Raw genomic sequence first — 12,873 nt, 5'->3', positions numbered from 1 at the left:
ACGAAATCGTTCGGAAAAGGAAGTTTCTAGTGAAGCGACTATTCTGCTTGGCCGCGATTGCGGCCGCATTAATGGGGCACACCTTTACTGCGCAGGCGGCAGGTGTGGAGTTCGCGGTTGGTCAGACCAGCGATTCGACCATGACATATCGACTGGGCATGCAATTCGATTGGGACCAGAGCTGGTGGCAGAGTGACGTGGGTCGTCTGACCGGCTACTGGAGCGGCGCCTACACCTACTGGGAAGGTGACAAGACTTCGAGCAACAACAGCCTGTCGTTCTCCCCGGTGTTCGTTTATGAATTCGCCGGCCAGAACGTCAAACCGTACGTTGAAGCAGGCATCGGCGTGGCGGTGTTCTCCAATACCCGACTCGAAGACAACAACATCGGCGGTGCTTTCCAGTTCGAAGACCGTTTCGGTTTTGGCCTGCGCTTCAATGGCGGCCATGAGGTCGGGATCCGCGCGACGCACTATTCCAACGCCGGCCTCGCCAGTTCCAACGACGGCGTAGAAAGCTACTCGCTGCATTACACGTTGCCGTTGTAACTGCTGAATACACACCAATGTGGGGGGCGGGCTTGCTCACGAAAGCGGTGGAACATTCAACATCCCTGTTGACTGACACGCCGCCTTCGCGAGCAAGCCCGCTACCACGTTTGTTCCTGGGTGATTCTGAAATCAGCGATACGCCGTCGAAATTCCCTGGCGTTCGTCGATGCACTCCGGTGCGCCCATCTCGAATTCCCGGCAGATCAGCGGGCGTTTTTCGTAGATGGTGCACATCATCGTGTTGCGATCCAGTGCGGCACACCAGCCGTCATCCAGGCGCAGCATGACTTCCCCGCCCCAGTCATCGGTATCGATGAACCGTTCAGGCACACCCGTGTCGGTGATCAGCATGACTTCAAGCTGACAGCAGCAGGCTGCGCAGGTCGAGCACGTGACCGCGGGCTCCGCGATTTGCGTAAGGGGGATGGTTTTCATGGCGCGCAGTGTAAGGCAGTCACCGGGTGCTGTGTGAAAGGTCTGACGGACGCTCACGTATCGGAGCGTCAGGGATGCCGCCGCCGATGCTGGCGACTTTCAGGGTTGATCCTTGATCGGTGGCTGGCTGCGCGACACGCGTTTGCCGATCTCAAGTTTCACTCGGTTCGGCCGTTTGGAGAGCGGCCAGAGGGCAGCCATGAACGCTGCCGGGAAAACGATTTCCAGCGGGCGTTCCCTGAGTTTTTCGAAGATGTGCCGTGCGGCTTTTTCCACCGGCCAGCTCAATGGCATGGAGAAGTCGTTTTTCTCCGTCAGCGGCGTTTCGACAAAGCCGGGGCTGATCACCGTGAGTTCTATGCCTTCCGGGGCCAGGTCGATGCGCAGGGATTCGAGCAGATAACGCAGCCCGGCCTTCGCGGTGCCGTACGCTTCTGCCTTGGGCAGCGGCAGGTAAGTCACCGTACTGGCCATGGCCACCATATGCGGTGCGGTGCCGGCCCGCAGCAAGGGCAAGGCGGCTTCGATGCAATAGCTGCTGGCCAACAGGTTAGTGCGCACCACATGCTCGACAATCGACGCGTCGAACTGTTTGGCATCCACGTACTCACTGGTGCCTGCGTTGAGTATCACGGTGTCCAGCGAGCCCCAGTCCTCGGCAATCTGCTCGCCGATCTCACGCACGGTCTGGCTGTTGGTCAGGTCGCCGGCGACCACCAGCACCTGTCCCGGATAACGTAGCGACAAGTCCTTCAGTGGTGCCACCGTGCGTGAACTGACCGCCAGGTGCGCGCCGGTTTTCAGGATTTCTTCGGCCAGGGCGGCTCCGATGCCACTGCTGGCGCCGGTCAGCCAGTATCGTCGTGCGGGTGTACGACTCATTCAAATCTCCTTTTCAGCCGGGCAACGACCGGGCCCAACATGGGTAAATGTTCATAAAGCAGAGCCCCGGCATCGAGGTGATCCCGGTGGCGATAACTCATGACCCGACGGCGGCGTATTGCCGCGAGGGCAGGTTTTTGAATGCCGTCAACGCGCGCGCACGCGAGCTACTCAAATCGACGATCGGTGAGGGGTAATCCACCACACCGAACAGGCCGCCGAGATTGGCCGGGTTGTGCAGGTCTTTTTTGTTCAGCCCTGCCAGCTCCGGCAGCCAGTGTTTGATGAATATGCCGTCGGGATCGAATTTTTCCGACTGGCTCAACGGGTTGAAAATCCGGAAGTAAGGCGCCGAGTCGGTGCCGGTGGAGGAACTCCACTGCCAGCCACCGTTGTTGGCCGCCAGGTCGCCATCGATCAGGTGGCGCATGAAAAAGCGTTCGCCTTCGCGCCAGTCGATCAGCAGGTTTTTAGTCAGGAACATCGCCACCACCATGCGCAGGCGGTTGTGCATCCAGCCGGTTGCCAGCAGTTGGCGCATGGCGGCGTCGATGATCGGCAAGCCGGTGCGCGCCTGTTGCCAGGCGGCCAGTTCTTCGGGGGCATCGCGCCAGGCCAGTGCTTCGGTTTCCGGGCGAAACGCGCGGTGCCGGGACACCCGTGGGTAGCCCACCAGGATGTGTTTGTAGAACTCGCGCCACAACAGCTCGTTGATCCAGGTGACGGCACCGGTGTTGCCGCTTTCGAATTCGCCCTGATTGCTGTTCAACGCGGCGTGCAGGCATTGACGGGGAGAGATCACCCCGGCGGCCAGATAGGCCGAGAGCTGACTGGTGCCGGGTTTTGCCGGGAAGTCGCGTTCGCCTTGATAGTGATCGATCTGCGCATCGGCAAAACGGTCGAGGCGATGCCGGGCTTCGGCTTCGCCCGCCGGCCACAGCTTGCGCAGGTTGTCATCGGGTGTTGCGAAACCCTCGATACTTGCGGGGATCGCATCGCTGGCAATGTTCAGCGGCGCTTGTTTTTGCGGTGCGCGGACCAGGCTGGGCAGCGAGTGGTGCAGTCGTTCGTAGCAGACCTTGCGGAACTGGCTGAAGACCTGAAAGTAAGTGCCGGTCCGGGTCAGCACACTACCGGGCTTGAACAGCAATTGATCGAGGTAGCGGTGAACCTCGATGCCTTCGGCCCCGAGCGTCCGGGTGACCGCTGCATCGCGACGGGATTCATGAATGCCGTATTCCTCGTTGAGGTACAGCGCGTCGACCTGCCACTGCCGGCACAGGTCCAGCAGTACGCCTGGCGCGTCCTCCCAGCGCGGTGCCCGGCGGATCAGAAGCGGAATGTTCAATTGACCCAGTTCGCGGCTCAACGCGCGCAGGTTACGCAGCCAGAAGTCCACTTTGCAGGGCGCGTCGTCGTGTTCCAGCCATTGTTCCGGGCTGAGCAGATACACCGCCGCGCAGGGGCCGCGAGCCGCGGCGGCCGAGAGGGCGGTGTTGTCATGTAGACGCAAGTCGCTGCGCAGCCAGATCAATTGCATTTTGGTATCCACGCGATTCATTCAAATCAGCCCGCACTGAACGAGTGCCTGGTGTGCCGACAACGGATCTTCGGCCAGGTACAAATCAGCGATCTCGGAAGTACTTGCGGACAACTCGGTCTGGTGGATGCATACCGTTGGTCCGGCAATCATTTTTGGGCAACTGACACCTTTGAAAAGTTTCACCAGTTGCGCCAGGTTCATGGCCTTGCTTGAGTACAGCAGAACCCCGCGGGGTTGCAGCAGTTCCACCGCCAATGCCAGTTCGCCGACAGGCAGCGGCCCGTCGAAGACCTCCACCGGGCAATCCGCGCTACTGATCAACCAGGCCGTGAGCCACAGATGCGGCTCCATGGGCAGGTCCGAGTGGTTGATCAACAGCAGCGGCGCGGTGCGCAACTGACGATTGTTATGGTAGATACGTGCGCCGAATTTGCTGCGTAGCCAGGCACAAAAAAAGCCCCGTTCCATCTGCGCTCCGAACTGGCCTTGCCAGCGTTGCTCCAGAGTGGCCAGCAAGGGCATCAGCAATCGCTCGCACAGGGTGCGCGGCGGATACAGCGCCATGGCTTGATTGACGCTGTCATCCAGGGCGCGCTCCTGCAGCCCGCTGACCGCCTGCAGCAATGTTTGCAGCAAGATGTGCCAATCGTTGTCGACGGACTCGCTGAAGGCTTGCGGTGTGTCGAGCAATTGCTTGACCTGGCTGACGGCAACGCCACGGTTGAGCCAAGTGAGGATCGCCTGGATGCGTTGTACATGCTCGACCGAGAACAGCCGATGCCCCTTGGGCGTGCGATGCGGCACGATCAGACCATAGCGGCGCTCCCAGGCGCGCAGGGTCACGGCATTGACGCCGGTTTGCCGCGCCACTTCACGGATCGGTAGCCAGCCTTCATCCAGCGCCTTTTTAAAGTCATCGCCGAGGTCTTCGCGGGCGCTGGTGTCGAGTGTGTTTTTCATTAGATGGCGTTTCGCAGACTGAGATTTTCCGGGTGCGGTTGCAGGTAAACCTGTTGTTTGATGTACGGGTCGGGGTGTTGGCGAAAGTGATGTTTGAGCAGCGTCAGCGGTACCACCAGCGGCACGATGCCCAGGCGGTACTGGCTGATCACTTGCTGCACTTCCTGCTTGTCTTCGCGGCTGATGGCCTGTTTCAGGTAGCCACTGAGGTGTTGCAGGACGTTGGTATGGGTGCGGCGGGTGGCGCATTTTTTCAGCGCCGACATCAGTTCACTGAAATAGCGCGGGCCAAGCTCCTCTGGATCGGCATGGCCCATGTTGCCCAGCAGGCGGCCCAGGGTTCTGTATTGCACCGGGTTGTGGGCCATCAGCAGGTATTTGTAGCGCGAGTGAAAGTCCGTGAGACCGTGCCGGGTCAGGCCCTCCTCGCGTAGCTGCTGCCAGGCGCTGTAGGCGAACACGCGGGTGAGGAAGTTTTCCCGCAGCACCGGATCGTTGAGCCGGCCGTCTTCTTCTACCGGCAAGTCCGGGCGCAGCAGGCAGAAGGCCTGGGCGTAGATGCCGCGACCGCCACGTTCAACCCGTGCGCCGTTGGCGTGGTAGACCTTGACCCGCTCCAGGCCGCAGGACGGGGAATTGTGCATGAAGATATAGCCGCAAATATCCCCCAGATGCGTTGCCATGTCCCGGCCGTAAGTGGCCAGCGGTTGTGTCACGTTAAGGTTGTGATCGAGGGTGCCCAGGGCTTCGGGTTGATCTGCACCAGCCACCAGCCGAATCGGTTGGCGGGGTACGCCGAGGCCGATGGCCACTTCCGGGCAGACCGGGATGAAATCGAAGTAATCGGTGAGGGTACGGCTGCACAGTCGCGACTCCTTGTGCCCGCCGTTGTAGCGCACGTCGAGCCCCATCAGGCAGGCGCTGATGGCGATTTTCGGTTTGGCGGGGGCGTGGGTCATCGGAGCACCTCGAATCTGAACCTGTACAAACCATCTGGTCTGTACAAGATAACTTCATCATAGATTCGAAGTTGTACAAGTCAACTTTTATGTATAGGTTTTTGACCGGCTGCTGCCCATGACGACAGCAGCGATTTGCCCGGATTGATGCTCTTTACTGCAGGTGCTCATGCAAGCGTCGGGCGGCTTCCTGTCCGCTGAGCCAGGCCCCTTCGACGCGCCCGGACAGGCACCAGTCGCCACAGGCGTACAGCCCCAGGTCGGCATCGGCCAGGGTGCCCCATTCGTGACTGCTGGCGGGGCGGGCGTAGAGCCAGCGGTGGGCGAGGCTGAAGGTCGGTGCGGGCATGGAGTCGTGTAGCAGTTCGGCGAAGGCACCGTGCAGCTGTTCGATCACGGCTTCCTTGGACAGGTCAATGTGCTGGCGACTCCAGGCGCTGGTGGCGTGCAGGACCCAGGTATCGAGGGTGTTGTCGCGCCCTGGTTTGCTGCGGTTGCGGGCTAGCCAGTCAAGGGGGCTGTCCTGGACGAAGCAGCCTTCCATAGGCGTTTCCAGAGGCGTTTCGAAGGCCAGGGCGATGGCCCAGGTCGGGTCCATTTTCACCCCCGCGGCGGCCCCGGCGAGTTTCGGTGCCGCTGCCAGCAAAGCCGTGGCCTGTGGGGCCGGCGTGGCGATGACCACGTGGCTGAACGGCCCGTGGGTGAAACCCTCGGCGTCCTGCAGATGCCAGTGTTCCTCACCGCGATAGACCTCGGTGATCCGGCAGGCGAAATGCACTTCAAGGTCACCGAGCAAGGCGCGGGTAATGGCGCTCATGCGGGGCGTGCCGACCCAACGGGTCTGCTCGTCCGGCGACAGGTTGAGTTGGCCGCCATGGTAGGTGTACAGCTGTGGCGTCCATTCAGCGACCCAGCCCTTGGCCTGCCAGCGCTGGACTTCAGTGACAAAGCGCCGGTCACGTGCGGTGAAATACTGCGCGCCCATGTCCAGAGCCCCCGCATCGCTGCGCTTGCTCGACATGCGCCCGCCGCTACCGCGGCTTTTATCGAAAAGTTGAACCACGTGCCCGAGGTCGGTCAGGGCCTGGGCGGCGGAGAGTCCGGCAATGCCGGTGCCAATGATTGCGATAGGTACAGTCATAGGGGCCTCGTTTACCTTTCTGTACAGACTACGCCGGGGTTCAAACCTGTACAATATTGTTTTTTGGTATAACTTTTAGCGTTCTCGTTCTGACAGCTTGGCCTATTGTTAAACATAGAGCCTGCTCGATACCAAAGATCCCTGCTTATAAAAATAGACTAATGGACAGGGTAAAACGCCACGCGAGGAAGAAGTCATGCACATATTGCTGACCGGCGGTACTGGTTTGATAGGACGTCAGCTTTGCCGGCACTGGTCGGGCCAGGGATATCGCCTGACAGTCTGGAGTCGCAAGCCTGAAAAAGTCGCGAAAATATGTGGTGCCCAGGTGCGTGGAATTGCCCGGCTGGAGGATCTGGGGCAGGAGCCTGTGGATGCGGTCATCAATCTTGCCGGAGCACCGATTGCCGATCGACCCTGGACGCACAAGCGTAAAGCCTTGTTGTGGAGCAGCCGCATCACCCTCACCGAAACGCTGCTGGCGTGGCTCGAAAGTCGCGAGCAGAAACCCCGGGTGTTGATTTCCGGTTCGGCTGTCGGCTGGTATGGCGATGGCGGCGAACGTGAGCTGACCGAAGATTCGGGGCCGATCAGCGAAGACTTCGCCAGCCAGTTATGCATCGCCTGGGAGGAGACTGCGCAGCGGGCCGAAGCGCTGGGTATTGGTGTCATTCTCATCCGGACCGGGTTGGTGCTGTCGGCCGAGGGCGGTTTTTTGTCGCGGCTGTTACTGCCGTTCAAACTGGGCCTGGGAGGGCCGATCGGCAACGGCCGGCAGTGGATGCCGTGGATTCATATCGACGATCAAATCGCCCTGATTGATTTTCTTCTGCATCGCAACGAGGCCAGCGGTCCTTATAATGCGTGCGCGCCCAAACCGGTGCGCAACCGCGAGTTTGCCAAGACGCTGGGCAGCGTGCTGCATCGCCCGGCGTTCATGCCGATGCCGGCCTTCGCATTGAAGGTGGGGCTGGGCGAGTTGTCGCTGTTGTTGCTGGGCGGCCAACGGGCTACTCCGGTGCGTTTGTTACAGGCTGGTTTCACTTTTAAGTTCACGGATTTGCGCGCGGCTCTGGACGATCTGTCCGGTCGCCTTTGAAATAGGACGTTGCATGACCGATCACGCGTTGCTTCTGGTCAACCTGGGTTCACCTGCCTCCACCTCGGTGGCGGATGTGCGCAGCTACCTCAATCAATTTCTGATGGACCCGTACGTGATCGACTTGCCATGGCCAGTGCGACGCCTGCTGGTGTCGCTGATCCTGATCAAGCGTCCCGAGCAGTCGGCCCATGCTTACGCCTCGATCTGGTGGGACGAGGGGTCGCCACTGGTGGTGCTCAGCCGCCGCCTGCAGCAAGCGATGAGCAGTCAATGGCAGCACGGCCCGGTCGAACTGGCGATGCGTTATGGCGAGCCATCAATCGAATCGACGCTGGTGCGCATGGCCGCCGCGGGGCACAAGCGAATTACGCTGGCGCCGCTTTATCCACAGTTCGCCGACAGCACCACTACCACGGTCATCGAAGAGGCCAAGCGCGTTGTGCGCGAGAATAAACTCGACGTGCAGTTGTCGGTGCTCCAGCCTTTCTACGATCAACCGGAGTACCTCGATGCGCTGGTGGCCACGACCCGGCCGCATTTGCAGCAGGGCTTCGATCACTTGCTGATGAGTTTTCATGGGTTGCCGGAACGGCATCTGAAGAAGCTCAACCCCGGTCATAGCTTCGAGGGTGGCGGTGATTGCTGCGCGGGTGCGCCGCCGGAGGTGGTCGCCACCTGTTATCGCGGCCAATGCCTGCGCACGGCGGCAGAGGTGGCGAAGCGTTTGGGGCTGTCGGAGGGCCAGTGGTCGGTGTCGTTCCAGTCGCGCCTGGGGCGCGCCAAATGGATCGAACCCTACACTGAAGCGCGCCTCGATGAGTTGGCCAAAAGCGGCGTGAAAAAGATTCTGGTGATGTGCCCGGCGTTCGTTGCCGATTGCATCGAGACCCTGGAAGAGATCGGTGATCGCGGCAAGGAGCAGTTCCGCGAGGCGGGGGGCGAGGAGTTGGTGCTGGTGCCGTGCCTCAACGATGACCCGCATTGGGCGCGGGCGTTGAGTGTGTTGTGCGAAAGGGCGCCGTTGGCGCTTTAAAAGCTTCGCGAGCAAGCCCGCTCCCACAGGGAAATGCATTCCAAACTGTGGGAGCGGGCTTGCTCGCGAAAGCTATTTCATTAACAACAAAGCTCTTGAAGCATTACAGCAGCGGCTCATCCGCCTTCTTGTGCTTCCAGCTGTCATTGCCCGGCAGGAGCAGGTTCAAGCCAATCGCCACCACCGCGCACAGCGCGATGCCTTTCAGGCCGAAATCGTCCGGCCCGGTGCCGGTGCCGATCAGCACGCCGCCGATCCCGAACACTAGGGTCACCGAAACAATCACCAGATTGCGCGCCTCGCCCAGATCGATCTTGTGGCGGATCAGCGTGTTCATCCCCACCGCCGCAATCGAACCGAACAACAGGCACAGAATCCCGCCCATCACCGGCACCGGAATGCTTTGCAGCAGTGCGCCGAACTTGCCGATGAATGCCAGGCTGATGGCGAAGATCGCCGCCCAGGTCATGATTTTCGGGTTGTAGTTCTTGGTCAGCATCACCGCGCCAGTCACTTCGGCGTAAGTGGTGTTGGGCGGGCCGCCGAACAGACCGGCCGCCGTGGTGGCAATGCCATCGCCGAGCAGGGTGCGGTGCAGGCCTGGCTTCTTCAGGTAATCGCGACCGGTCACGCTACCCACGGCAATCACGCCGCCGATGTGTTCGATAGCCGGGGCCAGGGCCACCGGAACGATGAACAGAATCGCCTGCCAGTTGAATTCCGGCGCGGTGAAGTGCGGGATGGCGAACCAGGGTGCCGCCGCGATCTTCGCGGTATCGACCACACCGAAATAGAACGCCATGCCGAAACCGACCAGCACGCCGGAGATGATCGGCACCAGGCGGAAGATGCCCTTGCCGAAAACCGCGACGATCAGTGTGGTCAGCAGCGCCGGCATCGAGATCATCATCGCCGTCTGGTAATGAATCAGCTCGCTGCCGTCACCGGCCTTGCCCATGGCCATGTTGGCGGCGATCGGGGCCATGGCGAGGCCGATGGAGATGATCACCGGGCCAATCACTACCGGAGGCAGCAGGCGGTCGATGAAACCAGTGCCTTTGATCTTCACCGCAAGGCCGAGGAAGGTGTAGACGAAACCCGCCGCCATCACGCCGCCCATGGTCGCGGCCAGGCCGAACTGGCCCTTGGCGAGAATGATCGGGGTGATGAAGGCAAAGCTCGATGCCAGGAACACTGGCACCTGGCGCCCGGTGACGATCTGGAACAGGATCGTCCCCAGGCCGGCCGTGAACAGCGCCACGTTGGGGTCGAGGCCGGTAATCAGCGGCATCAACACCAGGGCGCCGAAGGCCACGAACAGCATCTGTGCACCCGACAGTACCGTGCGCCAGAGCGGATCGTTGAACTCTTGCTGCATGGTCACGCGTCCTTCTGCTTGGTGCCGAAGATCTTGTCACCGGCATCGCCCAGCCCTGGGATGATGTAACCGTGTTCGTTCAGTTTTTGATCAATGGACGCGGTGTAGATGATCACGTCCGGGTGAGCTTTCTCGACCACGGCAATGCCTTCAGGCGCGGCGACCAGCACCATGGCGCGAATGTCCTTGCAGCCGGCTTTTTTCAGCAGGTCGATGGTGGCAACCATCGAGCCGCCGGTGGCGAGCATCGGGTCGATGATCATCGCCAGGCGTTCGTCGATTTCCGGTACCAGTTTTTCCAGATAGGTGTGGGCTTCGAGGGTTTCCTCGTTGCGAGCCACGCCGACGGCGCTGACTTTGGCGCCGGGGATCAGGCTGAGCACGCCTTCGAGCATGCCGATGCCGGCACGCAGGATCGGTACCACGGTGATTTTCTTGCCGGCGATCTTTTCGACCGATACGGTGCCGCACCAGCCTTCGATATCGTAGGATTCCAGCGGCAGGTCTTTGGTGGCTTCATAGGTCAGCAGGGCGCCGACTTCCTGAGCGAGCTCACGGAAATTCTTCGTGCTGATGTCTGCGCGGCGCATTAGGCCAAGTTTATGACGGATCAGCGGGTGGCGGATCTCATGGATGGGCATGGGGAAAGGCTCCGGCGGCGGGCAAAAAAACCGGCCTAGATTAATCTATCCGAGGGTGTTGTCCTATAGACATACAGTACGTTAGTCCACAAACGCTTGATCTGGCCTCGCTGGATGCGTACCTTTGCCCGCTTTTCCGAATCCGTCCCTCCCCCTCAAACCCTTGGAGAGCGCCATGTCCGCTGATCTCGAGCATATCCGTCAAATCATGCGAGAGGCTGACTGCCTGTACACCGAAGCTGAAGTCGAGGCGGCCATCGCCCGTGTCGGTGCACAAATCAACGAACAAATGGCCGACAGCAACCCGGTGGTGTTCTGCGTGATGAACGGCGGCCTGATTTTCTCCGGCAAGCTGCTGACCTATCTGCAGTTCCCGCTGGAAGCGTCCTACCTGCACGCGACCCGCTATCGCAACGAAACCAGCGGCGGTGACCTGTTCTGGAAAGCCAAGCCGGAAGTGTCCTTCATCGACCGTGATGTATTGATCATCGACGACATCCTCGACGAAGGTCACACCCTGGGCGCGATCATCGACTTCTGCAAACACGCCGGCGCGCGTAAAGTGCACACCGCCGTGTTGATCGACAAAGACCACGACCGCAAGGCCCGCCCGGACCTCAAGGCCGATTTCGTCGGTCTGCCGTGCATCGACCGCTACATCTTCGGTTACGGCATGGACTACAAAGGCTACTGGCGTAACGCCAACGGGATTTTCGCCGTTAAAGGAATGTAAGACATGGATACGCCTCGCTTTCTGGATCAGACCTTGTTCGCCGAGCTGGCCGGGAAAGCCGCGGCCAGTCCTCGTGGACGTCAGCATCACAACTTCCATCAGATGGAAGATGCCTGCCATCGCATGGCGGTGGGGTTGCAGCCGTCCACGTATATCCCGCCTCATCGGCATCTGGGCGACAACAAGGCCGAAACCCTGTTGGTCCTCAAGGGGCGGCTGGGCGTGTTGATCTTTGATGAGACCGGTACGGTGCTGAGCAAGACCGTGCTTGAGGCTGGCGGCGACTGTGTTGGCGTGGACCTGCCAACCGGTGTGTTCCACGGTTTGGTGGTGCTGGAAGCCGACAGCCTGATGTTCGAATGCAAGGCCGGCCCTTACCGTCCGGTTGGTGAAGGTGAACTGGCGCATTGGGCGCCGCGCGAAGGCGAGCCTGGTGTTGCCGTGTATCAGGCCTGGATGCACGCGCAGTTCGATTGATCGGTACCCTGTGGGAGCGGGCTTGCTCGCGAAAGCGGTGTGTCAGCTGCATTGATGTTGACTGACACTCCCTCTTCGCGAGCAAGCCCGCTCCCACATTGATCTGCGTCCATGCACCCATGCTAGAGTGTTCGGCCCCGATTCCGGAGTCTGTCATGAGCCGTTCGATCCGCTGCTGCGCCGCCCTGTTGCTGACCCTCAGCCTGCCGTTGGCTGCCGCTCCTGCGCCCATGCACAGTCAATTCCTGCCGCCGGACGATCTCACTCTGCGCGATGCCGCTCCCGAACAGCAGCAACTGATGCAGGTCACCGATTATTCGGTGGTGGTCGGCGCTCAGCGTCAGTCCAATCAACAGCCGATACCGGTCACCTCGCCCTTGATGATTCGCCTCAAGGGCAAGTCCCTGAACAAGGGCGCTACCATCAGTCAGGTGCTGGTCAACTTCGATGGCGAGAGCAAAAGCCTGAAGAAGCCCGTCTACGACGAGTCGAGCAAGACCCTGACCCTCTATTACCCGCTGGCGCAATACCGGGTGGTGATCGACTTGTTACGCAATGACACCGTGTATTGCCAGTTCCTCAGCTACGCCAATGGGCATGTCTGGGCCGATCTGCACACCGGTAGCACGCGTGCGCGTTGAGCCTTGAGCCCGCACGGGGGTAAACTGCCCGCCCCGTGAAATGTCTGCGAGCTGGAGCCGGCAATGCGTAAAGATAAAAAACAAGTGATTGGTGACGAGATCGGCGATGAGCAGATCAAGTTGTTCCTCGATTTCGAACCGGTCGACGCGACTTCTCCGTCTCTGCACAAGCTGGTCAAGGCCTACCGTGGCCTGCGCATCGACGATTTCGAGCGTTTCCTGACGTTCTTCGTCGAGGCTGGTTACGACGTGAATGGCAAGGATGAGCACGGCAATGACTTCGTTGCCCTGATCAAGGATCAGCGCAATGCGCCGGATTACATCGAACTGATCGAGAAGGCGCGCGGTTAAGATCTTTTAGGCACCGCAAAAAAAACGCCCCGTACTTGTAGGAGCC

At 60.4% G+C, this 12,873-nt stretch carries 15 protein-coding genes; 7 read left to right on the top strand and 8 right to left on the bottom strand.

All coding sequences use genetic code 11. From position 1 onward, the window contains the following. The first annotated feature begins 29 nt into the window (after nucleotides 1-29). Nucleotides 30-548 (top strand): acyloxyacyl hydrolase, encoded by a 519-nt coding sequence (locus QMK54_RS26280; RefSeq protein ID WP_110658461.1) that lies wholly within the window; start codon nucleotides 30-32, stop codon nucleotides 546-548. Between the two features lie 132 nt (nucleotides 549-680). Here the strand turns inward: QMK54_RS26280 and QMK54_RS26275 are convergent, their stop codons facing one another. From QMK54_RS26275 to QMK54_RS26250, 6 genes are all read right to left on the bottom strand, one after another. Further along, nucleotides 681-986, bottom strand: a complete 306-nt coding sequence (locus QMK54_RS26275) for a YkgJ family cysteine cluster protein (protein WP_110658460.1) — start codon at nucleotides 984-986, stop codon at nucleotides 681-683. A gap of 99 nt (nucleotides 987-1,085) precedes the next feature. Beyond that, nucleotides 1,086-1,868, bottom strand: a complete 783-nt coding sequence (locus tag QMK54_RS26270; protein ID WP_110658459.1) for an SDR family NAD(P)-dependent oxidoreductase — start codon at nucleotides 1,866-1,868, stop codon at nucleotides 1,086-1,088. 97 nt (nucleotides 1,869-1,965) lie between these two features. Continuing rightward, a complete protein-coding gene (gene phrB / locus QMK54_RS26265) occupies nucleotides 1,966-3,408 on the bottom strand; it encodes a deoxyribodipyrimidine photo-lyase (protein WP_320401576.1) in 1,443 nt (480 codons plus the stop codon). Nucleotides 3,409-3,429: 21 nt separating this feature from the next. Further along, nucleotides 3,430-4,371: a MerR family transcriptional regulator gene (locus QMK54_RS26260; RefSeq protein WP_110658457.1), complete on the bottom strand. Its 942-nt coding sequence runs from the start codon at nucleotides 4,369-4,371 to the stop codon at nucleotides 3,430-3,432. Beyond that, on the bottom strand, nucleotides 4,371-5,330 hold the full coding sequence (locus QMK54_RS26255) for a DUF523 and DUF1722 domain-containing protein (RefSeq protein WP_320401575.1): 960 nt from the start codon (nucleotides 5,328-5,330) through the stop codon (nucleotides 4,371-4,373). The genes QMK54_RS26260 and QMK54_RS26255 overlap by 1 nt, the downstream gene beginning before the upstream one ends. Nucleotides 5,331-5,484: 154 nt before the next feature. Further along, the gene (locus QMK54_RS26250) at nucleotides 5,485-6,471 is read right to left on the bottom strand and encodes an NAD(P)/FAD-dependent oxidoreductase (RefSeq protein WP_110658455.1); all 987 of its coding nucleotides are present in this window, start codon (nucleotides 6,469-6,471) and stop codon (nucleotides 5,485-5,487) included. 196 nt (nucleotides 6,472-6,667) lie between these two features. Between QMK54_RS26250 and QMK54_RS26245 the strand changes: the two genes are divergently transcribed. Together QMK54_RS26245 and hemH are read left to right on the top strand one after the other, a co-directional pair. Next, nucleotides 6,668-7,570, top strand: a complete 903-nt coding sequence (locus QMK54_RS26245; protein WP_320401574.1) for a TIGR01777 family oxidoreductase — start codon at nucleotides 6,668-6,670, stop codon at nucleotides 7,568-7,570. 13 nt (nucleotides 7,571-7,583) lie between these two features. After that, nucleotides 7,584-8,606 (top strand): ferrochelatase, encoded by a 1,023-nt coding sequence (gene hemH / locus QMK54_RS26240; RefSeq protein WP_320401573.1) that lies wholly within the window; start codon nucleotides 7,584-7,586, stop codon nucleotides 8,604-8,606. Between the two features lie 103 nt (nucleotides 8,607-8,709). Here hemH and QMK54_RS26235 read toward each other — a convergent pair whose 3' ends face one another. Together QMK54_RS26235 and upp are read right to left on the bottom strand one after the other, a co-directional pair. Further along, nucleotides 8,710-9,984, bottom strand: coding sequence for a uracil-xanthine permease family protein (locus QMK54_RS26235; RefSeq protein ID WP_110658452.1), 1,275 nt, complete (start codon nucleotides 9,982-9,984; stop codon nucleotides 8,710-8,712). A 2-nt stretch (nucleotides 9,985-9,986) separates the two neighbouring features. After that, nucleotides 9,987-10,625 carry a uracil phosphoribosyltransferase gene (gene upp, locus QMK54_RS26230; RefSeq protein WP_102671705.1) on the bottom strand — a complete coding sequence of 213 codons (639 nt, stop codon included), beginning with the start codon at nucleotides 10,623-10,625 and terminating at the stop codon, nucleotides 9,987-9,989. A gap of 175 nt (nucleotides 10,626-10,800) precedes the next feature. On the opposite strand from upp, the gene QMK54_RS26225 reads away from it, so the two are divergent. The 4 genes from QMK54_RS26225 (at nucleotide 10,801) to QMK54_RS26210 (ending at nucleotide 12,827) form a co-directional block, all read left to right on the top strand. After that, a complete protein-coding gene (locus QMK54_RS26225; RefSeq protein ID WP_007981338.1) occupies nucleotides 10,801-11,358 on the top strand; it encodes a hypoxanthine-guanine phosphoribosyltransferase in 558 nt (185 codons plus the stop codon). 3 nt (nucleotides 11,359-11,361) lie between these two features. Next, a complete protein-coding gene (locus tag QMK54_RS26220) occupies nucleotides 11,362-11,835 on the top strand; it encodes a WbuC family cupin fold metalloprotein (protein WP_223588406.1) in 474 nt (157 codons plus the stop codon). A gap of 155 nt (nucleotides 11,836-11,990) precedes the next feature. Next, nucleotides 11,991-12,476, top strand: coding sequence for a hypothetical protein (locus QMK54_RS26215; protein ID WP_223588409.1), 486 nt, complete (start codon nucleotides 11,991-11,993; stop codon nucleotides 12,474-12,476). Between the two features lie 63 nt (nucleotides 12,477-12,539). Continuing rightward, entirely contained in the window at nucleotides 12,540-12,827 is a 288-nt protein-coding gene (locus tag QMK54_RS26210) for a PA4642 family protein (RefSeq protein ID WP_015096805.1), read from the top strand. Nucleotides 12,828-12,873: the final 46 nt, after the last annotated feature.

The organism is Pseudomonas sp. P5_109, from assembly GCF_034009455.1.
In the GTDB taxonomy this organism is placed as follows: Bacteria; Pseudomonadota; Gammaproteobacteria; order Pseudomonadales; family Pseudomonadaceae; genus Aquipseudomonas.
Note: the sequence above shows the minus strand (reverse complement) of the source record. Positions and strands in the feature narration are given on the sequence as shown.